This window comes from Algoriphagus persicinus, from assembly GCF_035156415.1.
Classification (GTDB): Bacteria; Bacteroidota; Bacteroidia; order Cytophagales; family Cyclobacteriaceae; genus Algoriphagus; species Algoriphagus persicinus.
The window spans coordinates 40,504-62,819 of sequence record NZ_JAYEEY010000013.1 but is presented as its reverse complement, the minus strand read 5'-3'; the positions used below and the strand labels follow the sequence as shown (position 1 = coordinate 62,819).

The following is a 22,316-nucleotide window of genomic DNA, read 5'->3' as shown; positions in this document are numbered from 1 at the left end:
TAGAATTTTCATTGTTGCTCTGTTAGATTATTGACAGCCTCATTAAAATCCATAACCATCATTGGTCAATGTACCTTGGCTATTGTTGATAGCTGTGGAAGGGATAGGGAAAATGTAGCGAACAACACCTGGGTTTGGCCCATTGATGTAATTTGCCCAGTCTTTGGTGATCCACTCATCATATTGAAGGGTTTCGTGGTGCAGGCTCAGTAAGAAAGGAACCTGTGTCCAAGTATCATCCGGTGGAGCGACTACTTTACTATTAGGATTTAGTAATACAAACTGCCCTGACTCATTGACTTTCCAGTACATATAATCGGGCAAATCACTCGTCCCATTGTATGCCTCATCAGCCATTTCCTTTAATCCTTCTACCGTTTCGGCCATTTTCTCGGAGTAATTTCCCCAGCGGATCAATTCGTACTTTCGTATCATCTCTCCGCCAAATTCCCATGCTCTCTCATCTACTATCGCTTCAAAGAAAGTTGCTTTGCTAGTAGATGCATTTGCTGCATAAGCATCTACGCGAGCAGCCCATAGCCCATCGTTGAAGGCTCTTCTTCTGACTCTTTTCAGGGCTTCCTGTGCTCCTGCTGTAGGCCCATTGAGTTCATTTTCAGCTTCTGCATACATCAATAAAATATCTGCATAGCGCATCATAGGCCAGTTAATACCGGTACCCTTGGCTGAGGATGCTCCTGGAGGATTCTCCAAAAATGATCTGCTCCACTTACCCTGTGCGATATTTGTGCTGCTATTGACGAACTCTTTTTCGAAGCTCGTATTGACCTTATACAGCGCACAAGTCACGTCTCTTCTAGTGTCTAATGTGTCAAAAGAAAAATAGTAAGTCGGCGGAATAGCCATATAGTTATTTCCGGAGCCAAAGCTGTGAGCGGCTGTAGGGCCACCTTCTACCGTGATCCCGATATTCCAGGCTACATCGCCATTTCCCAGTGCAAAAGGCACTTCGAAAAGCACATCAGCATTGACAGGAGAAATAAATTTAGACTGGTTCAGGAATACCTGACGGTAATCAGAAGGAAGCTCCCGGTCTTTCAGCTGCATCAATTTTTCTGTATAGGCCTTAGCGATCTGATAATAGTCTAGGTAATCACCTGCTCTCACTTGGGAAAGATCTTCTTGTACGTAATATCCTCCCCGCTGCAAAGCGATTCTTGCGATCATACCCAGGGTGTATTCTCTAGTGACTTGCTCTATACCAAATGGCGTCGCGTCTGCCCAAAGCATCTTTTCCTCTACTTCCATCATATCTGCAATCACTCCAGATAAAATAATGTTGCGATCCTCTTTTGGTAGGTTAAACTCATTGCCAGCCTTGGGAGCATCATTCACATAGGGAACATCACCGAAGTAATACACCAAAATACTGTACCAATAAGCTTTCAGCGTAACTGCTTCACCGAGCAGATGATTCATGGTAGCTGCTTCAGCCACATCGGCAGATTCTAGTTTCCCACTGGCACGAAGGCCTTCTATGGAAATGTTGGCATCCCGGATAGCCCGGTAAGCATAGGTCCAGACGATGTCCAAATCCCTGTTGGTCTCCTGCGCATTGAGATCCCAGATCTGATATCTATCTCCTGAGCTAGTCCATCCACTTTGATGCTCTATATCAGTATTTCCAGCCATATTATTGGAAAGTCTGGAGCGAAAGGCATCCTGACCAAAGTGGGAATAGACCGCATTAACCCCTTTACGCGCATCATCCACGTTGGAATAAATGTAATTCGTATCGAAGGTGGATAGCGATTCCGGCTCAAGAAAGTCTTGGCAAGAGAAACTCATACCCACTACAACTGCTAGTATTATATGTTTGATTTTCATGTGCTTATAATTGTTTTTCAAAGGCCACATGGAATCTCGCATTTGGAATAATCATCCCTCTGGGTGACGTTCTTCGTCATGCTCGATTTCATTGGTTTAAAATTCAGATCCCTTAAAATGTAACATTTAACCCCACCGTGAAAGAACGGCTTCGTGGAAATGAGGAGTAGTCAACGCCCGGAGTCAGGGCCGCATAGGTGCTGCTGCGGCTAGTGCTTACTTCGGGATCGTATCCAGAGTAATCTGTCCACAATTTCAAATTGCTTCCCGTACCGTAAATTCTCAGCTGAGACAAACCGATTTTTGAAATCAATGTGCTAGGAAAAGAATAGCCAACTGTAAGATTGTTCAATCTGATGAATGATCCGTCTTCTACTGCCCAATCTGATATCACCGCCCCGGCAATACCGAAGCTACTGTGAGACCACATGGATTTATCTGCATTCATTTCTCCCAATTGGCCTAGATCAGTCACTACTTCACCTGGAGTGCCTGTATAGGTACCCTCCACATCAATGTAGGTGAAGCGATTGTCTGAACTCATGGTCGTTAGCAAGTTGCCATAAGTAGTTCTTCTAAACTGGTTATATTGGATTTTACCTGTGTTATAGACATCATTGCCAAACTGGTAATTGAAGAAAATCTGCGTATCGAAGCCTTTGAATCTAGCATTAATACCAAATCCACCTTGGTTTTTCGGAAGTGCATTCCCAATAACTCTACGGTCATTAGCATCGATTACACCATCTCCGTTTAGATCCTTCAGCTTCATGTAGCCAGGCTTGATATTGGTATTTCCGACTACTGGTCCTGAGGTGGGAATCCCCTCTTTTAGTATATAGTTTCCCGAAACAGCATCATACGACTGAAAATCATCTACACTGTACATGCCGTCGCTGACATACCCGTAGATATCTCCTAGCTTACCACCCACTTGCAGATAGTAATCGTTAATATTGTTCAAATCTGTACTTGCCCAGTTGGACTGGAAAAACCTTTCCTGTGTACCATCAAGCTCTACGATTTTGGCAATGTTCACACCTGTGTTAAAATTCACAGACAAAGAAAAATCAGGTTTGTCTACTATATAAACATTGATCCCCAATTCAAACCCTTTGTTGGAAGTACTACCGATGTTATCCCACTGAGAATTGAAACCAGTGTTTGGTGGAATAGCTGATTGTAGTAAAAGGTCGCTAGTGGTGTTGGAATAGAAATCCAAGCTACCTTCGATCTTGGCTTTCATAAGAGAAAAATCCAACCCTAAGTTTCTGTTGATGGTAGTCTCCCACACCAAATCCGGATTGTACAATACTGAGCTGCTTGGCGTATAATATACATTATCCACATTGCCAAAGCCGGGACCACGATTGGTCGATCCTTGAAACAGGAACTGCGTAGCAGTAGCATCAATGCGATCGTTACCTGTCTCTCCATAAGAAACCCGCAGTTTCAGTTCATCTACGAAAGTTGAGTTGCGAAGAAATCCTTCTTCAGAGATTTTCCATCCCACAGCCACTGCCGGGAACACGCCTACTCTGTTTTCTTTTGCGAATTTGCTGGAAGCATCCGCTCTTACCGTACCGGTCAATAGCCATTTGTTGTTGAACTGATAATTCACTCTACCAAAAAGCGAGGATCTGTTGGAATTGGTCTCATTTCTAGTTTCCAATCGATCCACTCTACCGAAAGTCATATTTGCAAAAAGCTCCTCAGGGGTAATGGACAATCTGAAATCCTCTGATCTGATCATTGCATAAGTTCCTCCGGAAGAGTAAATCTCCTGACCAAACAAGAAGTCTAACTGATGCTTGTCTCCAAGACCATTCACTTTCCAGTTTACACTGTTCAGCCATCGGTAAGAGTTGCTTTCTCTATTGGTTTTCACCCCAAGTGGCAAGCTACCACCATTGTTAAAGGACTCGCCTGTCAATGGCCCATAAAATCTTAATTCATCCCTGAAAGTCTTTGATCCGTTGAACGTAGTTTTGAAATCCAAGCCATCCAAGATATTCCAAGTTAGGCCTGCATTGAACACATAATCATTATCCGTACGTTTTCTCCAATCCTGCTTGGCGAGTTCTACAGGGCTGACAAGGCTTAATAGAAATGATTGAAAATCATCCTCGGAGTTCAGCTGATTTACATCAATCTCCAATTCATCAGCAATACCATTTACTGGTCTGGTCTGCACTGCATCTTTGATATTGATCTGTGCACTACCAGAAGTACCGGCACCATCTACCACGGTGTTGGTGATACGTGCCCCAGCATCGAAAGTCAATCGCTCACCAAGTTCCTGATTCAGTTTGAAGTTGATTACATTTCTAGTGTAACCCGAATTGATCATCAAACCTTCATCGGTGTTGTTGGTCAAACTCAACATCACTTTAGTCTTATCAGTACCACCTGAGAGGGAGATATTATTATAGAGGGACATTTTCGGGTCTCCGAATAATTCCTCTTGCCAGTCTGTTCCGGGCTTTTCTTTGTAAAGCTCCAGATCATCATAGACTCCATAGAATCTTTCAAATCTTCTTAGGTCAGCATCTGACCTCAATTTAGCGTATTCATAATTTGCCATCACATACTCATAGGGATCTAACACTTCGTACCTACGGTCCTTGGGAAGAGTTTTATATTGAAAAAAATTGTTGTAAGAAACTGATACTTTTCCTGCAATTGGCGTTTTGGTAGTCACTACAATTACTCCGTTGGAAGCCTGTGCACCATAAATAGCCGTGGCGGCTGCATCTTTCAATACAGAAATACTCTGTATGTCTGTAGGAGGAATATCCCTGATGCTACCCACAATAAATCCATCCACTACATAAAGTGGCGCATTGTCCTGCGTGATAGATCCACCTCCACGCACCCGGATTACTATATCCGCATCGGGAGAACCATCCGTAGTAAGTACATTCACACCTGGGAGGCGACCGGTAATAGCCTGAGCGGCACTAGCCACGGGTATTCTGGAGAGTTCCTTGCCTGAGATGGAGGCGACCGAGCCAGTCATATCCGTGCGTTTCACCGTACCGTATCCGAAGCTCACTACCTCCACTGTTTCCAGTTGAGCCATGTCCTCGTCTAGAGTTACATCAATAGTTGACTGATTTCCCACTTCGATTTCCTGAGTTTTCATCCCTATGAAGGAGAAAACCAATGTTTCTGAGGCAACAACCGGAATGGAATAAGTGCCGTCCACATCTGTGACCACACCGCGGGCTGTGCCTTTTACGGTCACGTATGTACCGGGAAGGGGAAGTCCATCAGAACCAATCACTGTTCCAGTGACTGGGCTGATTTGTGCAGAAGCCTGAAAACTCAGACTGCACAGCATGCATAATAAGAGAAAAAGATATCGGGACTTTTCCGATAGGTGTAGAGTTTGTTTCATTTAATTGGCATTTTGGGTTTTACATTTCTCTTTAAAAGGATAAAGAGTATCCATGTCAGACTAGCAACTGACCAGCAATTTTTCCATTTGGCAATAAGATTTAAGTAGGTAAAAACTCATAAAATTAATTTTCTATAATGTACATCAAATGATTACCTCTGCGCAATCGATTGCATTTTACGGATTAATATTTAATCAGGCAAGAGATTGGATTAAATTTTATCACAATCAGAATAATCCAACTTTTTTACACATTATGACAGAATATTCCTTCGAAAAAATCTTAAGGTGTACCCATAATATAAATCATTAAACTTGATTTGCGCAATCGTTTACACGAAGCTTTATAGAGGAAAGCATCAAAATCCACTTGTTATAAAAAGACTTTACCTAAAAATTTAGCAATGGTATTTACCGTGGGTTCAAACCAAGGATCATAAAGCCAAAAAGGATGCGGCGTGTCTGGAAAAGTATGCATTTCTGAATAGACTCCTTTTTCATTCAATTTAACAATCAATTCATCTCTCCCTGCATGAAACCTTGGATATTGGGAATTGATAAAAAGTATGGGTTTCAGATTTGGAGTAGTCAAATACAACGGGGATGCAGCATCCCATACCTTAGGTTTTTGTTCATTGGTACCACCTAACCATTCTGAAGCAACCTGCCCCTCGGCAGATTCTGGATGATGAAATGCCACTATTCCATCCATGTCGATGATGGCTTGTACTTTGGAAGATGTTTTCAATTCTGTCTCACCCTCATATTCATGAGTAGATGTCAATCCTACCAAAGCAGCTATTTGTCCACCTGCGGAACTACCGGATATAGCAATTCGCGCGGTATCTATCCCAATTTCCTTGGCATGGATTTTCAGCCAGCGGATCGCTTCTTTCACATCATGAATCGCAGCAGGATACTGCGCCTCCGGAGAAAGTCTATACTCGACCACAGCTGTGACAAATCCCTTTTCTGCCAAAGCTATTGCCATGGGAATCTGAAGTTCCTTGTCGCCGGACTTCCAACCTCCTCCATGGATCATCACAATTGCTGGACGCAGCGATTCTGTTCGTTTTGGCGAAAACACGTCCACTTTCAGCTTTCGCCTTCCTAGTTCCTTGTATATATTACCTCTGAATTCCGATACCTCATCATTAGGAACTACATAGACCGGCTTTATCTGAGGAAAATTCTTCACATCCTTTTTCCAGGCATCTTCCAGATTGAATGAGCTGTCTTTTTCATAGCCAAACCAGCGATTTCCAAAATAATCTGCATCCTTAGCTCTACCTGAAAAAATCAGATCCTTACCATAATTTTTGAGCTCTTCTTCACTCAATTGATATGACCAATCAATCCGTGAACCCGGATTTGCTCCCGAGCCAAAGCTACCGTACTCTGCATAGAAGACAGTTTGCACTGCGTTTTCCCGACCCCAATTATGCCAGCCTTCAGGCACAATATGAGCTCCCATTTCAGTCTCAATAAAAACCGTTTTCGCAAAGTCTCTCCAAGGTCTTCCTAAGTAAACTTTCGTCACACCTTCAGCTGCCGTAAGTTTGCAATCTTTGAACACATACCCATATTCCACCCACTCGGGGGTAGAGGCTGCAGTGATGTATGAATCTGCTTTGGAGTGGATTTCACAATCCTCAAAAAGTGCCGTAGCCGATCCAAAGATAAAATCGGTCGTGCCTTCGATGTAACAATTCTTATAGAGCTGACGTGAGTTTTCGCCAGAGGCAAACATGGTATCCTGATCACCAAGAAAACGGCAATTTTCAAATACCAAACGATCTCCTTCAGCATGAAGTGCCACAGCTTGTCCTACAGACCCCGCAGTATTTTGGATGGTTAGATTTTTAAATATCAATGAATTGCCGAGCACTTTCAAGGTATAAGTTTCGAAAGTCCCCATGTTATCCTTCGAAGCGTAATCATCGAAAGTGATAATGGTATTCTCAGGGCTTTCTCCTTCAAAAGTCACATGGGTCACAGGCCCGTGAATCGTCAGCTTCTCCTTATAAATCCCAGGTTTGATATAAACCGTGAGCGGCTTGGGAAGGTAAACCCGAATCGCATCAAGCGCTTCCCCTATGGTTTTGAAATGCCCAGAACCATCTTGTGCTACAACAATGTCATGCTCGATTTTACCTTTCAACACCTCCGAATCCAGAGGCCTTAAGTCGAGAGTAGGGCCTTGGGAAAATGAAGAATAGGACATGAAAATCCCGAAAAGAAAGTAAAAGCACACTGATTTCAAAAAGTACTTCATGGTTTTATTCGTGTTGAAATAAATGGTTTTTTCCCCAATGTCTCTTCTCTCCTATCTCTTCTCTCTTAAATTCCCTCCGACCGTTCCTGCCCATTCATTTCTCCGCCAAATCCCTCATCCCTTCCAGCACCAATTCAGCCACTGCTTTTGCACCCGCTGGCTGGAAATGTGTATTGTCTTTTTGCCCTTCAGGATAGGCTTCATACAATCCTGGCTTAAAGTTCATAAAGTAAGTTTCAGTTACGTATTCCTGACCCTTTTCGGAGAAAAAATCCATCGAGAGCTGATTCAAATCAATCATTAAAGCGCCAAGCTCCTCTGCCACCTCTATGGCAGCCGTATGATAGTCACCATGTACATTCAGAAGATGTCCATCCTTCCAAGGGTAATTTCTTGCCACTGGAGTTAGCACAATTGGAGTTGCTCCTTTCTCGCGTGATTGGTTGACAAACAGCCGAATATACTCCTTGTAGCCAGCCACTGTCACGTATCGCTCGGTTTTTGCCTTGGCAGCATCATTATGCCCAAACTGCATAATCACCAAATCACCGGCTTTCAACTCCCGATAGACGGCAGACCAACGGCCTTCTTCGAAAAAAGTCCGTGTACTTCTTCCTCCACGTGCTCTGTCATCTACAATCACAGAATCAGCATCTACCAAACCCTTTATTGACTTTAGATTTTCTTTATTCATAAAAGGCTGGAACACCTGACCCCATCCCGTCAGTGGATAGCGATCTTTCATGTAATCCTCACCTTCATAGTCAGAATAATCCGCCATGGTAGAATCACCGATGAGGTAAATTTTTGACACTTTTTCTTTCTTTACAAATGAAAGAAGTGTTGAAAGAGCTATCAGCGTTATACTAATTTGAAATAATTTTTTCATAGGATAGTTCTTAAATAGTAAGCCATTACATAAACCACTAGGCCATGGACAAGAGTCAATTCACTTTTCCTATTTTTTTAGATACTTAACTAATTCAGGCAGCTCTTTTCGTAATTCCTCAACTGCCAAATCACTCACTTTGAATGCTCCCGTGGGCGATAAATGCGTGTTGTCTTCTCTGCCTTCTGGAAATTGGGAATAGTCTCCAGGGCGATAGTGTAGGAAAAGCTCTTTGGATTTCTCAACTCCAAATTGTCCCAATACCTCGATCGTCTTCTTATGCAAGTCAAGAAGCGGTACATCCAGCTCAGCAGCTACCTGCCGCACCACCTCAGAATATCTTCCATGTGTGTCCTTCAGTACGCCATTTTCATCAAAACTCCTTCTGGAAATAGGTGTGGCCAAAACCGGCTTGCCTTCCTTCTCCCTAACTTCCGTCACAAAGCGGATCAGATTATCCCGGTAATCGGAATTCGCATAGGCAATGGGATCTTCAGGATTGACCTTTTGATCATTGTGACCAAACTCAATTATCACATAATCTCCCGGCTTGAGACGCTTCATCACTGACTTCCAACGACCTTCAGCACGGAAACTCTTCGTGCTTCTTCCGTTCTTTGCATGATTTTCGAAGCGGATGCCTTCTTTGAAATATAAGGGAAAAACCTGTCCCCAGCCTTTTTCAGGATTGCTTCCCGAGTATGGCTTGTCCGCCATTGTAGAATCACCGACAAGAAAAATGGTGATTTCATCCTTTACCTGTTGAAAAGATACCAATCCAATGAGCAGTAAAGAGAGTAACAGCAAAGTTGATTTTCTCATCTTATTTTAGTTTTACAGCTGATTCCGAAGCTCCATTTCCAATTGAAATCTCAGAAGCAGATTTAAAGTCTTTCATATCAAAAGTGATGTTGGAGGACATGCTTCCCAACACTCGCACCGGAGACTTTCCATTTTCGACGTAAGAAAAGTCACTCACCGTCACTCCCTGACTATTATAAATTGTCAGCGGAGTATCTTTAGTCGCGATCACTTTTACATTGCGAAGTATCAAGCCTGAAGCGTCTATTACCGTGATCCCCTTCTCTGCTTCCAATACAGAATTTTCCAAGCTCACATTTTTCAGCTTCATCTCAGGTAGCCCCATAAAGAATCCAGCGATCTTCGAACCCGAAACATGGATATTCTTCATACTGATATTTTGGAATGAGGGCGTTTCTTCATTTACTGGCACCAAAGCTTCGTCTATTGCTTCATCCTCGGCACTCTGATCATCTTCCAAAATAGGCGAATTGCCACTATAAAACATATTGAAACGAATCGCTTCAGCAGGAATATTGATCATATCAATGTCCGAAATCCAGATATTTTCCACCATTCCTCCTCGCCCACGCGTGCTTTTGAATCGCAGTCCTACATCAGTTCCTATAAATGTGCATTTGGACACATGCACATTTCTCACGCCTCCAGACATCTCGCTTCCCACTACAAATCCTCCGTGAGCATGATAAACTATGTTGTTTTTCACAATGACATTTTCAGTTGGCATTCCGCGGTCACGACCATCCTTATCTTTTCCAGACTTGAAGCACATCGCATCATCTCCTACATCAAAGGTATTGTTGTAGATGAGGACATTTTTGCAAGACTCCAGATCCAGCCCGTCACCATTCTGCGAATACCATGGATTACGCACAGTTAGATTTCGGATGATGACATCCTCGCTCATCAGTGGATGAATATTCCAAGCAGGTGAATTCTGGAAGGTGGGCCCATCCAGAAGCACCCGCTTACTTTTGCGAATACTTACCATTACTGGGCGTAAAAAGTCCTTCATTTTCTCCAATTCTGCACGATCCTTCGTATCAGGGACATTGAAGCTAGAGCTGGCATTATAGCCATCCAAAGAAGCCTGAGTTGGAAACCATAGTTGCCCTTTTGCATCCAAGACGCCTCCAGAATTCACTAGCGCTTTCCATTGTCCTTCGGTCATCTTGCCTTTCTTTACAAACCTCCAGGCATCGCCATTTCCATCTATGGTTCCATTCCCTGTGATTGCAATATTCTCTACTTGATAAGCATTGATGGGCGAAATACATCTAACGGTATTCAGGCCTTCGAAACTAGTTTCGATCAACGGGTAATCATCAAAATCAGCACTAAATAAGATCAAGGCACCATCTTCCAAATGTAGATTCACATTACTCAAAAGGGTGATCGGCCCTGTGAGCCAAACCCCTCTCGGCACGAGTACTTTGCCTCCTCCTTGGCTGGAAACTTCCTCAATCGTAGCTTTGAAAGCTTCAGAATTCTTGATTATCCCATTTCCCACAGCACCAAATTCGGTGATACTCTTCTCAAAATCAGGGAAGTCAGTTTCTTTCACCTTTGGCATGTCGAATTCTATTCCTTCGTACATGCTTTCGAGGGTTTGCTGCGCAAATGACGGCATCGCTAACGCCATCAGTACAAGCGAAAATGTCGCTTTCAGTAGGTTCATATAGTGGGTAGTTAATTATTTCAATTAGGTTCATTTCTTAATTTTCTCCGCTGTATCCCATCCATCATCTCCGGCCAGAACAGCCTTTGCGATAAAGTTAGCAGCTTCTTCTTTGCTCAGCTGATGTGACCAGCCAACACGCCGGGAGGAATGTGCTCCTGGGCCTACGGAGCCATATTCCGCATAGAATGAAGTCTCTTCGGCGTTGGGCTTATTCCAATTATGCCAGCCTTCGGGTTTGATGTGAGCACCCATTTCTGTATTGATAAAGACTGTCTGCGCAAAGTCTCTCCAGGGTCTTCCCAGATAAACTGATGCCATTTCTCCATCACTTGTAAGTTTACAATCAATAAAGACAAAACCGTATTTTGTCCCTTCTTCCGTCGATGCAGCGGTCACATAGCCGCCGCCTTTTTTGGAGAAAATCTCACAGTTTTCGAAAACCGCCGTGGACCATCCGAAGATAAAGTCCACCGTCCCTTCGATGTAGCAATCCTTGTAATACTGACGGCTAGTCGCTCCGTGGGGATAGAGTGTATCCTGAAATCCAAGAAATCTGCATTTTTCAAAAATCACCTTATCTCCATCTACGCGCACAGCTACAGCTTGCCCCACTGGCCCGGCTGAATTCTCAAACGTGATATTCTTTGCATAAAAACCATCGCCAAAGACAAAAAAACTGGTAGATCCTGTGGTGCCCATTTCTTCGCCAAACTTATTTTTCTTCTGCGCAAAATCGTCGTGAGTCACCACTGTGTTTTCAGCATTTTCACCGATCAAAGATACATTAGTTTTAGAGGCAGATAGTACCAATTTCTCTTTGTAAACACCAGGCTTCAACCCAATTCTAGTTTCATTTTTTCTAAAATCAGGCACTGCATCAAAGGCTTCCTGCACCGTGAGAAAATCCCCTGAGCCATCTTTGGCTACGATAAAATCAAAATCCTGGGCAGATACAAATCCGCTCAGGCTCTGGAAAAACATCAATAAATAGAGTATAGGTTTTTTTATCATTATTTCGCCTGTTTTTCGTACTCCAGCGAAGCCAAAATAAATGGCCCAACACCTTTCGGGTCATTCACCCGTATTTCTTCTCCTACATAATATTCAAAAGAGCCATCACGATATGGATTACCCCCAAGTCCAGCTACTCCACAAACATTAGTCAATCTGATTCCTCCATCCGCATCTTCTCTGACAAATTCGGTAAGCATTCCCTCGTATGCTTTTTTGCCTGCAGCGAGATCTTGCTGATCCAGGTATCCTTTTTCAGCTCCTTTCAGCAGGAAGTAAGTAAACATGGCCGAAGCGGAGGATTCTAGGTAATTTCCCTCCCGGCTGCCTTGATCCACCACCTGATACCATACACCTTCTTGGGTTTGGTAGCGTTGGATTCCTTTGGCAAGCTTTTTTGCTATGGCTGTAATATCATTTCTTTGGGGATGATCCTCCGGCAAATAATCCAATACATCTACTATAGCCATTGCAAACCAGCCTATACTTCTTCCCCAATAATTGGTAGATAGCCCCGTTTCAGGGTCTGCCCATTTCTGTTGCTTGCTCTCGTCCCACGCATGATGATATAGGCCCGTCTTTTCGCTGTAGCCATATTTATCCATCACCAAAATCTGGTTGACTACATCATCAAAAAGGGCTGGCTCATCAAAAGTGGCTGCATACTTTGCCAAGAAGGGAGAACCCATATAGATGCCATCAAGCCACATTTGATGCGGATAGACTTTTTTATGCCAAAAACCTCCTTCTTTGTTTCTGGGATGATTGCGCATCTGATCCCGTAGTTCTTCTACCGCAAGTTTGAATTTCTCTTCGCCTGATTCCTCGTAAAGATTGATCAGGAACTTACCTCCGTTGACCCGGTCAATGTTGAAATCTGACTTCTTGTAAGTCCGGATAGTTCCTGCGCTGTCCACCATAAAATCCGCGAATTTCTTGGTGTAGTTGTAAAATCTCCTTTCTCCAGTCTGCTTCCATACTGCCTGCATGGAGGACATGATCAGACCATGCGTATATTCCCATTTGGGCTTTTCGTTGAAGTCAATTGTCCAGCCCTCTGGATTACGGGTAATTTCAGAGTCGGCCATCCAGATTGAATAAAGTTTATCCGGAGCAGTATCTAGGTCTGTACTTTCATTCACCTCTGATTTTCCTGCTGAACATGCGACTAAAATGGCTCCTGAGACAAGAGCTAAAGAAGTGTATTTGATTAGTTTAAGCATCGCTTATTGTGGGTTTACTGTTTACTATACTGAAGCGAAAATTACTTCACAGCTATTTTCAAAGGATTAGAAAGTTTTAAGATTTCTTGATCCAAGTACTTTTTAAACTCTTCCCGAGAAGTAATTCCTTCAGGCTCTTGCTCCCAAGCGGCCAAAAAATAATAGCTCAGTGCCTTGGAACTGCCATCAAATACCAATATATGCGACAATTCATCCTCAGTCAACTGTGTCAATTGATTCGTAGGGTAAATTACCCCTATTCCCAGCTTATCATCTGCCAGACTCTGTGACCCATACGTAGCCAGGTAACTATAGGCAAGATTCCCTTCACTTTTCAACACCGCTGCTTTATTGTCTTTAATAAGACCGGTTGCAAAATTGGCTATCGCATGGGTTGATTCTAGATCCATTCGAGATAGCCTAGTGCCTGAGTGGATGGAAATAGTAGCAAGAATATCAGTTTTACCACCAGGCAAATCCCATCCGGAATATTCGGTAAAGACAGCCGAATAAACTGGGCCATTACTAATGATTTCTGCATACAAACTGTCGGTCACATCCACTCGCCTGGCTTTTTCGTTCTCCAGGGTGGCTATACTACCTAAACCAAGCGTTTTGCCTACTTTCAGCACATCCATTCCCCAGTCAGCTGACTCATGATAAGAATCAAAATCATCCTGACCTACATCCTGCAAAACTGGAGTGTGTACTTTTTTCCCGAAGACATCGATACCATTTCTCCAGTCCAGATAAAAACGGTAGCCTACGAGGTCTGATTCCCATCCTGGCCCTTCATAACGGATAAACCAGGAGTGATCTGTATGCTCAGCCGGAACATGGAGTGAATCCACATTCTCAAAATGTCCGCCTAAATATTCCCTGTCTTTAAATTCCCCTCCGAACTTATGAGAAAGTTCTGCCTGCGTTAGTTTTGGATAAGTAGAAGCTGATGAATCGGGTACATTTCGGATTTCAATATCCAGTTTCTGATGGGCTTGGATCTCCGGCAAAACAAAAACCAACCCCATCTCAGGCCCCTTGGCATTCCATTGTGAAGGAATTTCAGTCTCATTTATAAGTACTTTCCATGAACCATGATCCGAAGCTGCATCTGGTTTCAAGATTTCTTTGTCTATATGAACTAAGGAGTTCTTACGAGAAAAATCGAGTGGGTTTCCCACTGTCATACCAATGGTAATAACTGACTCGTCCTCCTTTGATATGTCCTCACTAGTGCAAGCAGGTAATGCAAAGGAAAACAAAACCAATGCGCAACAAGGCAAATTAGGTTTACTAAAAGGTAAAGATTTTATTGGGTTTCGGATCATTAATCAACTTATTTACAACTAATTACTTACAAAATCGCATCTTGTGACAAATACATCATTTATTAAAATGACCAAAGATTTGAGCAATCGATTGCATATTAAAAATAATAATTTGAAAAAAAAATATTAGCAAGTTATTCCTTATAAAGGAAGCACAATTAAATGTAAAAGGAGTGAGTGGACAAATAATAATTTGGTTTATTGAAAAAACTGATCAAATCTGAAATCTGAATAATTAGATTAAAATACTATATTGCGCAAACGATTACATAGACCCTTATGAGTATTAAAATAAAAACGCGGTATTCATCCCACCCTGAAGACTTCAAAAATTACTCAACGACTGAAATCCGGGAAAAATTCTTACTGGAGGAAATCTTTGTACCAAATCAGATCACAGGCACTTATACCATGGAAGACCGATTGATCATAGGCGGTATCCATCCGGTGGATAAACCTGTAAGGCTGGAAACTATAGATCAACTGAAGGCTGAAAACTTCCTGGATCGCCGAGAAATCGGAATCATCAATGTAGGCGCAATTACCACAGTAGAGGTAGATGGTGAATCCCTCACATTAGACCACAAAGAAGCGCTGTATATTGGCAAAGGAGTAAAAGAGGTAATCTTTCAACCAGCACAAGGGGGTGACACCTACCTGTATTTCAACTCGGCACCTGCCCACGCAGCCTACCCTATGCGAAAAATCATGCAGACAGACGCTGAAGTAGTGACACTGGGTTCGATTGAAAATTCAAATCACAGGACGATATATAAACTTTTGGTCAATTCTGTAGTAAAGACCTGTCAGCTCCAAATGGGGATGACTGAGTTGAAGCCAGGCTCAGTGTGGAATACCATGCCGGCACATACACACGACCGTAGAATGGAAGCCTACCTCTACTTTGACCTGAGCGAAGGCAACGTAGTATCACACTTTATGGGAACTCCACAGGAGACCCGACACATTTGGGTAAAAAACCATCAGGCGGTGATTTCCCCTGCCTGGTCGATCCATAGTGGTGCAGGCACATCGAATTATACATTCATCTGGGGAATGGCTGGTGAAAACATGGATTACGGAGATATGGATACAGTCAAACCTTCCGAATTAAAATAACTATGAAGCCAAATTTTGAACTAACAGGAAAAGTGGCACTGGTCACTGGTGCCACGCATGGACTAGGCATGGCCATGGCAAAAGCACTTGCTCACCAAGGAGCAACACTGGTAGTAAACGGTCATACGCCAAAGAAAATGGACCTCGCCATAGCATCCTATTCCGCAGATGGCATAGTTGCTTATCCTTATTTATTTGATGTGAGCAATGCGAAAGAAGTCCATAAGGCAATCAGCAAAATCGAGGAAGAAATAGGCAGCATCGACATTCTAGTCAATAATGCAGGAATGATCAAACGCATACCTGCATTGGAAATGGATCCTGAGGAATTTCGTGAAGTTGTAGATCTGGACTTGGTCTCCCCTTTCATCGTATCCCAACGGGTAGCCAAAACAATGGTGAAAAAAGGAAGCGGGAAGATTATAAACATCTGCTCCATGATGAGTGAACTTGGCAGAAATACAGTAAGTGCCTATGCCGCTGCCAAAGGGGGATTGAAAATGCTGACACGAAATTTAGCTACAGAATGGGCTAAATATAATATTCAGGTAAATGGAATCGGTCCGGGATATTTTGCTACAGAGCAAACTGCCCCTATACGCGTAGATGGGCATCCTTTCAATGACTTTATCATCAGCCGTACTCCTGCTGGTCGATGGGGAGACCCAGATGACTTGGGTGGAACGGTTGTCTTTTTGTCCAGCCAAGCTAGCGATTTCATTAATGGACAGATCATCTATGTAGATGGGGGAATCCTGGCTACTATAGGCAAACCAGCCGGTGAATAAGTACCTTAAACCTTCCAAAATCATTTTTCTTTAACACTAAACATGGCAATGAGAAACGGGAAAGCCACCATTCATGACATCGCTGAAAAGCTGCAAGTAACTGCTTCTACAGTCTCTAGGGCATTAAACAATAATCCTAGGATCTCAGATGCCACTAAGAAAAAAGTATTAAAAGTCGCCAAGGAATTAAATTATCAACCGAACAATATCGCATCTGCATTGAGAAGTGGGAAAAGCAGGCTGATCGGAGTGGTGGTACCCACTGCCAATAGAAACTTCTTCTCTTCAGTAATCCGGGGCATTGAAGAAATAGCCAATACCTTAAATTACAAAGTAGTCATTACCCAATCTTACGATGACTATGAAAAGGAGATGCAGACGGTAGAAGCATTACTCAATGCTCAAGTTGACGGGGTGATAGCATCTATAGGTAAGACCACGGAAAACGTAGATCATTTTAAGAAAATCCTTAAAAAAGGAATTCCTTTGGTGCTTTTTGATCGAGTTACCAATGAGCTGGATGTTAGTCAGGTCGTAATTGACGATTATTATGGGGCATTTCAGGCGACTGAGCATCTGATCAATGAAGGCTGTAGCCGGATCGTGCATTTCTCCAACTCCCAAAACATCAATATTTACAAGGAGCGAAAAAGAGGCTACGAGGATGCACTAGTGAAGCACGGGATTCCCGTGGATCCACAGTTAATCATTTTTAGTAAGTTGCAACTTGACGATGGACGAAGATGCATGCAAGAAATTATTGACAGCAAAATTGCTTTCGATGCAGTATTTTCCTCCTCTGACTATTCCATCATGGGGGCCATGCAAGTGCTGAAGGAAAATGGCTACAAACTTCCCCAGGATGTAAAATTGGTAGGGTTTGGAGATGAACCATTTACTTCCTTCACAGACCCTACCCTCACCACAGTGAATCAAAAAAGTATTCCGATGGGCAATATCACTGCGGAAACCTTTTTTGAAATCCTAGGACAAAAAGACCAAACAAAAAACATCCCTAAAAAAACCATCCTTAAACCAGAGCTGATCATACGTAACTCGTCGATCAACCAACAGAATAACTAACACCTTTTAATCCTTTGCCAAATGCAACTACTTTCCAGATCTTCCCTAGCCCCCTCGAAACGTCCAGTAAAAATCCTTCAATTTGGAAATGGAAATTTCCTGCGAGGATTTACCGATTGGATGATTGAAAAGTCAAACAAGGCCAACGTATTTGACGGAGACATTCACATCGTACAAGTACACAGCAAGTCGGGTAACAATCCCATGAAAGATCAGGACTGTCTTTTTCACGTGATCGAGCAAGGTTTGAAAAAGGGAGAATTGGTGCAGGAATCTACACTTATCACATGTATAGCAGGTATTACCAATGTATTTGAGGAGTATGAAGAATATCTAAAACTGGGTGAGAATCCGGATTTACGATTTGTGGTTTCCAATACTACAGAAGCTGGAATTGTATTTGATCAAACAGACTATTCCTCAGATAGCATTTCCAAGACATTCCCAGGCAAACTTACCGCCTTACTTTATCATCGCTTCAAAACCTTCCAAGGAGATACTTCAAAAGGACTGATTTTTCTACCATGCGAGTTGATAGAAGCGAATGGTGAAGCTTTAAAAGAATGCATACAGAAATACATTTCTTTTTGGAAGTTGCCTACAGAGTTTTCAGAGTGGATTGATTGGCAAAATATATTCTGCAATACGTTAGTGGACAGAATTGTCCCTGGATTCCCAAAAGGATCTATTGAGGAGATTCAAGAGAAAATTGGATACAAGGACAATATGGCGGTAATGGTCGAGCCTTACCACTTTTGGGCAATTGAAGGTATAGATACAGTTAAGCAGGAATTCCCATTAGATACTGCTAATCTCAATGTGAAATTTGTGGATAACCTTTCCCCTTTTCGCACGCAAAAAGTAAGAATCCTCAATGGTGGTCATACCTCGATGGTGCCTTACGCCTATCTCAAAGGCTTGAGAACGGTAAGAGAAGCTGTGGAAAACCCTGAAGTTGGGGCTTTTCTTAAAGATGCGATTTATGGGGAAATTATCCCTACGCTGAATATGCCACTGGAAGAATTGGAGCAGTTTGCCAATGATGTTATGGAGCGATTTGCTAATCCTTTCATCGTACACGAACTCAAATCCATAGCCTTAAATAGCATCTCCAAATTCAAAGTTCGAGTACTCCCATCTCTCCTTGCCTATCAAGAATTGAAAAAAGAATGGCCTGAAAAATTAATCCTTTCATTTGCAGCACTTTTGGTTTTCTACAAAGGAAATTTTAATGGCGTAGAAACGCCTGTCAATGACAATCCTGCGCTAATGTCTGAATTCAATGCAGCATGGGCTCTTGACTCTACGCATGAGACTGTAGAGAAACTATTGAGCGAAAGGACTTATTGGGGAGAGGACTTAAGGAGCTATTCAGGATTGGTAGAAGCTGTTAGCGAAGCGGTGGACCACTTAGTTACTGAATAACACGTGCCTCTGTGGTAATTTCCCTTATACTTTAGGAAGGAAAAGGATAATTTCTTGTTCCGCTAATCATATAATTCTAGTCTATATTTTAGACTTTCAATTTAACTGAAAATTACACTCTTAGAGTAGGGGTGATATTATCTTTTAAATTGAAACATCCTTAGTTTTTCAGACACCTACATGAAACACCTGTATTTTTTGCATTATCTACCGCTCCAAAACCTTCTCCTGAAGAAGAAAGTATGTATAGCCATGCACTATTGAAATTAATTTCAGAACTACTCCAATAATATGTATACGCTCCAATCGATTGTTGGAAATCACCAGTGGCACCTCTCCATTCAACAGGATATGCAGAAAACCCACTTGAATTAGTGGCTCCTTTATTTGGCGAATCCCACATAGTTTTAGCTTTCATTTTTCCCCCAGCTACTTTTGATCCTCCAAGAGCATTGATGAGTTTATCCCAATCCGAGTTTGAAGGTATCCTCCAACCTTCAGGACATAAATTTTCAGTTTTTGTGATTGCAAACCAATTATATAAATATCCATATTTGGAGACGGAATCCTTTTGCAAATTAAGAGGACTGTATGCTGGTTTATTTGCATACCAGATTTGTTCCCAAGCAGTTGCCTCCACCCCTATGGTTAATTCCTTGTTATACCGAAGATTCTCAGCAAACCAAGTCTGATCAGCGATAGTCACAATTTTATATTGATTACCATCTCTTTCATCAACAATAAAACTATACTCAGGTAAAGGAGGTTCTTGAATGGGTTGAGAATCTTCTTCTTCCATTGGACATCCTAATAATCCTAAAAATGGAATGATAAAAAACAGAGTATATTTTTTCATATATGCTTTATTGACCCAATTAAATATATCACAATTCTAAATAATAATAGATTTCGATAGGCATAATTAAGAATTTGGGGATTTTATAACTATTCTAAAACTTAATTAAAATAAGCATAATTTTAATTAAGTTTCTAATATTTGAATGAAACCTAAGACCTCAAACCCAAACCCTCGGATCCTGACGCATCAACCGTACAAGAATCCCATAAAGCTCAGGATTATACCCAAAAAACTCGTGTGTTTTTTCGAAGAAGGTCTCTAATGCTACCGCAAAGAACTCATCCTCATTTAAGCCGGCACTTGACCTAAACACGGTTGGGCTGCCAGCTTTAATTTTTTGAATTTCCTCATTCGCTAATAACTGGAATGAACGATAAACTTCAGGGTTGAAAAACTCACTTTCATCATTGTAATAAATCTGATTTTCCAGCTTCAGCGCATGAGCTACTTCATGGATACCGAGATTTACACCATCCTTTTGATCGGCCATTCCATTCAAAAAGCAGTTCCAAGATAGAGCAATAATACCATGCCGTGGATTTACTTCTCCACGATGATATTGCTTAGAAATAGTACTGTAATAAGTATCCGGATAGACTACTATCTTACTGAAATGAGGCAAACGCAGATCATTCCAGCCAAAAGTCACCATTACGATAGTTGCCCCAATAAGTATTTTCATCTCAGGGGTCACAACTCTTATTTCAGACCTGCCTATAAACGATTTTCTAGTTAATACCATCTCCAATTTTTCCACAAACTCATCTTGATGATTGTGATTTAGTCTCTGAAAATATGGAAAAGCATTTTCCAAAATTAATCTTTCCGAACTCGTGATTTTACGCCTATTCCAGTAGGTAAATCCATCATAAAGCCATTCGAAAATCTCACCTAAAAGCGAATAAAGAAATAACATAGGTATAAAAAAGGGCAGCTACCAAATTAGTAACTGCCCTCAAAATAAGAATTAATAGCTAAGTTATCTAGCGTAATTTACAGATCGCATTTCACGAATTACCGTGATTTTGATCTGTCCGGGGTATTGCATTTCCTTTTCGATTTTTTGGGAAATATCAAACGAAAGCTTGCCTGCTGTAATGTCATCTACATTATCCGCATCCACCAAAACACGAAGCTCGCGACCCGCCTGCATCGCAAAGCATTTATTAACTCCATCAAAGCTCAAAGCAAGCTCCTCAAGGTCTTTCAGGCGCTTGATGTAACTGTCCATCACTTCACGTCTTGCGCCCGGTCTTGCTCCTGATATCGCATCTGAAGCCTGTACAATAGGAGAGATCATGGATGTCATCTCGATCTCATCGTGGTGAGCTCCTATCGCGTTGCAAATCTCTGGATGCTCCTTGAATCGCTTTGCGAGCTCCATACCCAATACGGCGTGCGGCAATTCCTGCTCCTCATGCCATACCTTTCCGATATCATGAAGTAAACCTGCACGCTTAGCCATCTTGGCATTAAGCCCCATCTCAGCAGCCATGGTAGCACAAAGCTTAGCTACTTCTCTAGAATGCTGTAGTAGGTTTTGGCCATAGGAAGATCTATATCTCATCCGACCCACCATTCTGATTAACTCAGGATGAAGGCCATGAATACCAAGATCTATACAAGTCCTTTCGCCTATTTCGACAATTTCTTCTTCTATGTTTTTTTCTGTTTTTGCTACTACTTCTTCAATTCTAGCAGGGTGGATTCGTCCATCTTGTACTAACCTATGAAGGGATAGTCTTGCCACTTCTCTTCTCACTGGGTCAAAACCAGAAATAATGATTGCTTCAGGCGTATCATCAACTACGATTTCCACACCAGTTGCTGCTTCCAGCGCACGGATATTTCTGCCTTCTCTACCGATGATTTTGCCTTTTATGTCATCACTTTCGATGCTGAATACAGACACGCAGTTTTCTACTGCATGCTCAGTGGCTGTACGCTGTATAGTATCCAAGACGATCTTTTTCGCCTGCTTGGTAGCAGTAAGTTTAGCTTCGTCGAGAATATCTTTGATTTGAGATGATGCTCTGGAATTGGCTTCTTCAGTAAGCATGGTTACCAATTGATCACGTGCTTCTTCACGCGTAAGGTTAGCGACTTTTTCTAGGTCAGCAATACGCTGATTAGTAACGCGGTCCAGCTCATCTTTCTTGACTTTGACTGAATGCAATTGCGCATTAAGATTCTCTGACTTACTATCTAATTCTGCTTCTTTTCTCTTCACTTGCTCCAATTCCTTGGACACTTGCTGCTCTCTTTGCTTTACTTTATTCTCATTGGTGATGATAATATTCTTCTTATTATTCATCTCCTCATCAAAATCAGACTTCAGCTTGAGGTACTTTTCTTTCGCCTCTAAAATCCTGTCTTTCTTAATGGCTTCTGCATTGATCTCCGCTTCGCGAAGCATGGATTTCACTCGGTCACGAGTTTCTTCCTCAAGCTTAGAATTTTTATTTTTGATTAATGCGCCAGCAATAGCGGCTCCTGCACCAGTCCCAATTAGGGCTGCGAGGACAATATATAGTATGTCTCCCATAGGTATTTTGGATATAAATT

The 22,316-nt window shown here is 42.1% G+C and carries 16 protein-coding genes; 4 read left to right on the top strand and 12 right to left on the bottom strand.

Features of this window, described 5'->3' with window-relative positions; genetic code table 11:
- Nucleotides 1-42: 42 nt before the first annotated feature.
- The 9 genes from U3A58_RS11780 to U3A58_RS11740 all read right to left on the bottom strand — a co-directional run bounded on the left by U3A58_RS11780 (nucleotide 43) and on the right by U3A58_RS11740 (nucleotide 14,336).
- Nucleotides 43-1,848 carry a RagB/SusD family nutrient uptake outer membrane protein gene (locus U3A58_RS11780; RefSeq protein WP_323823624.1) on the bottom strand — a complete coding sequence of 602 codons (1,806 nt, stop codon included), beginning with the start codon at nucleotides 1,846-1,848 and terminating at the stop codon, nucleotides 43-45.
- 112 nt (nucleotides 1,849-1,960) lie between these two features.
- Nucleotides 1,961-5,248 (bottom strand): SusC/RagA family TonB-linked outer membrane protein, encoded by a 3,288-nt coding sequence (locus U3A58_RS11775; protein ID WP_323823623.1) that lies wholly within the window; start codon nucleotides 5,246-5,248, stop codon nucleotides 1,961-1,963.
- Nucleotides 5,249-5,621: 373 nt separating this feature from the next.
- Nucleotides 5,622-7,523, bottom strand: coding sequence for a pectinesterase family protein (locus U3A58_RS11770; RefSeq protein ID WP_323823622.1), 1,902 nt, complete (start codon nucleotides 7,521-7,523; stop codon nucleotides 5,622-5,624).
- A 94-nt stretch (nucleotides 7,524-7,617) separates the two neighbouring features.
- Complete coding sequence (locus tag U3A58_RS11765; RefSeq protein WP_323823621.1) at nucleotides 7,618-8,412, bottom strand: rhamnogalacturonan acetylesterase; 795 nt, start codon at nucleotides 8,410-8,412, stop codon at nucleotides 7,618-7,620.
- Nucleotides 8,413-8,481: 69 nt separating this feature from the next.
- Complete coding sequence (locus U3A58_RS11760; protein ID WP_323823620.1) at nucleotides 8,482-9,234, bottom strand: rhamnogalacturonan acetylesterase; 753 nt, start codon at nucleotides 9,232-9,234, stop codon at nucleotides 8,482-8,484.
- A gap of 1 nt (nucleotide 9,235) precedes the next feature.
- Nucleotides 9,236-10,912, bottom strand: coding sequence for a glycoside hydrolase family 28 protein (locus U3A58_RS11755; RefSeq protein ID WP_323823619.1), 1,677 nt, complete (start codon nucleotides 10,910-10,912; stop codon nucleotides 9,236-9,238).
- Between the two features lie 30 nt (nucleotides 10,913-10,942).
- Complete coding sequence (locus tag U3A58_RS11750) at nucleotides 10,943-11,926, bottom strand: pectinesterase family protein (protein ID WP_323823618.1); 984 nt, start codon at nucleotides 11,924-11,926, stop codon at nucleotides 10,943-10,945.
- Complete coding sequence (locus U3A58_RS11745) at nucleotides 11,926-13,149, bottom strand: glycoside hydrolase family 88/105 protein (RefSeq protein ID WP_323823617.1); 1,224 nt, start codon at nucleotides 13,147-13,149, stop codon at nucleotides 11,926-11,928. The genes U3A58_RS11750 and U3A58_RS11745 overlap by 1 nt, the downstream gene beginning before the upstream one ends.
- Before the next feature lie 41 nt (nucleotides 13,150-13,190).
- Complete coding sequence (locus U3A58_RS11740; protein WP_323823616.1) at nucleotides 13,191-14,336, bottom strand: DUF4861 domain-containing protein; 1,146 nt, start codon at nucleotides 14,334-14,336, stop codon at nucleotides 13,191-13,193.
- 420 nt (nucleotides 14,337-14,756) lie between these two features.
- Here U3A58_RS11740 and kduI point away from each other — a divergent pair, with 420 nt between their 5' ends.
- Genes kduI through U3A58_RS11720 form a run of 4 tightly spaced genes read left to right on the top strand, consistent with a single transcriptional unit; the run spans nucleotide 14,757 to nucleotide 18,892 of the window.
- Nucleotides 14,757-15,596, top strand: coding sequence for a 5-dehydro-4-deoxy-D-glucuronate isomerase (kduI, locus tag U3A58_RS11735; RefSeq protein ID WP_323823615.1), 840 nt, complete (start codon nucleotides 14,757-14,759; stop codon nucleotides 15,594-15,596).
- A 2-nt stretch (nucleotides 15,597-15,598) separates the two neighbouring features.
- Entirely contained in the window at nucleotides 15,599-16,384 is a 786-nt protein-coding gene (locus U3A58_RS11730; RefSeq protein WP_323823614.1) for a gluconate 5-dehydrogenase, read from the top strand.
- 48 nt (nucleotides 16,385-16,432) lie between these two features.
- Nucleotides 16,433-17,467 (top strand): LacI family DNA-binding transcriptional regulator, encoded by a 1,035-nt coding sequence (locus tag U3A58_RS11725; RefSeq protein ID WP_323823709.1) that lies wholly within the window; start codon nucleotides 16,433-16,435, stop codon nucleotides 17,465-17,467.
- A 21-nt stretch (nucleotides 17,468-17,488) separates the two neighbouring features.
- Complete coding sequence (locus U3A58_RS11720) at nucleotides 17,489-18,892, top strand: tagaturonate reductase (RefSeq protein ID WP_323823613.1); 1,404 nt, start codon at nucleotides 17,489-17,491, stop codon at nucleotides 18,890-18,892.
- 160 nt (nucleotides 18,893-19,052) lie between these two features.
- Here U3A58_RS11720 and U3A58_RS11715 read toward each other — a convergent pair whose 3' ends face one another.
- From U3A58_RS11715 to rny, 3 genes are all read right to left on the bottom strand, one after another.
- Nucleotides 19,053-19,748, bottom strand: a complete 696-nt coding sequence (locus U3A58_RS11715) for an FISUMP domain-containing protein (RefSeq protein ID WP_323823612.1) — start codon at nucleotides 19,746-19,748, stop codon at nucleotides 19,053-19,055.
- A gap of 160 nt (nucleotides 19,749-19,908) precedes the next feature.
- Nucleotides 19,909-20,667 carry a zinc-dependent peptidase gene (locus U3A58_RS11710; RefSeq protein WP_323823611.1) on the bottom strand — a complete coding sequence of 253 codons (759 nt, stop codon included), beginning with the start codon at nucleotides 20,665-20,667 and terminating at the stop codon, nucleotides 19,909-19,911.
- Between the two features lie 63 nt (nucleotides 20,668-20,730).
- Nucleotides 20,731-22,296: a ribonuclease Y gene (rny, locus tag U3A58_RS11705; protein ID WP_323823610.1), complete on the bottom strand. Its 1,566-nt coding sequence runs from the start codon at nucleotides 22,294-22,296 to the stop codon at nucleotides 20,731-20,733.
- Between the last annotated feature and the right edge of the window lie 20 nt (nucleotides 22,297-22,316).

Excerpts from the sequence above, each read along its gene's own strand:
- U3A58_RS11780 (WP_323823624.1), bottom strand. The coding sequence starts at position 1,848 with ATGAAAATCAAACATATAATACTAGCAGTTGTAGTGGGTATGAGTTTC.
- U3A58_RS11775 (WP_323823623.1), bottom strand. The coding sequence starts at position 5,248 with ATGAAACAAACTCTACACCTATCGGAAAAGTCCCGATATCTTTTTCTC.
- U3A58_RS11770 (WP_323823622.1), bottom strand. The coding sequence starts at position 7,523 with ATGAAGTACTTTTTGAAATCAGTGTGCTTTTACTTTCTTTTCGGGATT.
- U3A58_RS11765 (WP_323823621.1), bottom strand. The coding sequence starts at position 8,412 with ATGAAAAAATTATTTCAAATTAGTATAACGCTGATAGCTCTTTCAACA.
- U3A58_RS11760 (WP_323823620.1), bottom strand. The coding sequence starts at position 9,234 with ATGAGAAAATCAACTTTGCTGTTACTCTCTTTACTGCTCATTGGATTG.
- U3A58_RS11755 (WP_323823619.1), bottom strand. The coding sequence starts at position 10,912 with ATGAACCTACTGAAAGCGACATTTTCGCTTGTACTGATGGCGTTAGCG.
- U3A58_RS11750 (WP_323823618.1), bottom strand. The coding sequence starts at position 11,926 with ATGATAAAAAAACCTATACTCTATTTATTGATGTTTTTCCAGAGCCTG.
- U3A58_RS11745 (WP_323823617.1), bottom strand. The coding sequence starts at position 13,149 with ATGCTTAAACTAATCAAATACACTTCTTTAGCTCTTGTCTCAGGAGCC.
- U3A58_RS11740 (WP_323823616.1), bottom strand. The coding sequence starts at position 14,336 with ATGACAGTGGGAAACCCACTCGATTTTTCTCGTAAGAACTCCTTAGTT.
- kduI (WP_323823615.1), top strand. The coding sequence starts at position 14,757 with ATGAGTATTAAAATAAAAACGCGGTATTCATCCCACCCTGAAGACTTC.
- U3A58_RS11730 (WP_323823614.1), top strand. The coding sequence starts at position 15,599 with ATGAAGCCAAATTTTGAACTAACAGGAAAAGTGGCACTGGTCACTGGT.
- U3A58_RS11725 (WP_323823709.1), top strand. The coding sequence starts at position 16,433 with ATGAGAAACGGGAAAGCCACCATTCATGACATCGCTGAAAAGCTGCAA.
- U3A58_RS11720 (WP_323823613.1), top strand. The coding sequence starts at position 17,489 with ATGCAACTACTTTCCAGATCTTCCCTAGCCCCCTCGAAACGTCCAGTA.
- U3A58_RS11715 (WP_323823612.1), bottom strand. The coding sequence starts at position 19,748 with ATGAAAAAATATACTCTGTTTTTTATCATTCCATTTTTAGGATTATTA.
- U3A58_RS11710 (WP_323823611.1), bottom strand. The coding sequence starts at position 20,667 with ATGTTATTTCTTTATTCGCTTTTAGGTGAGATTTTCGAATGGCTTTAT.
- rny (WP_323823610.1), bottom strand. The coding sequence starts at position 22,296 with ATGGGAGACATACTATATATTGTCCTCGCAGCCCTAATTGGGACTGGT.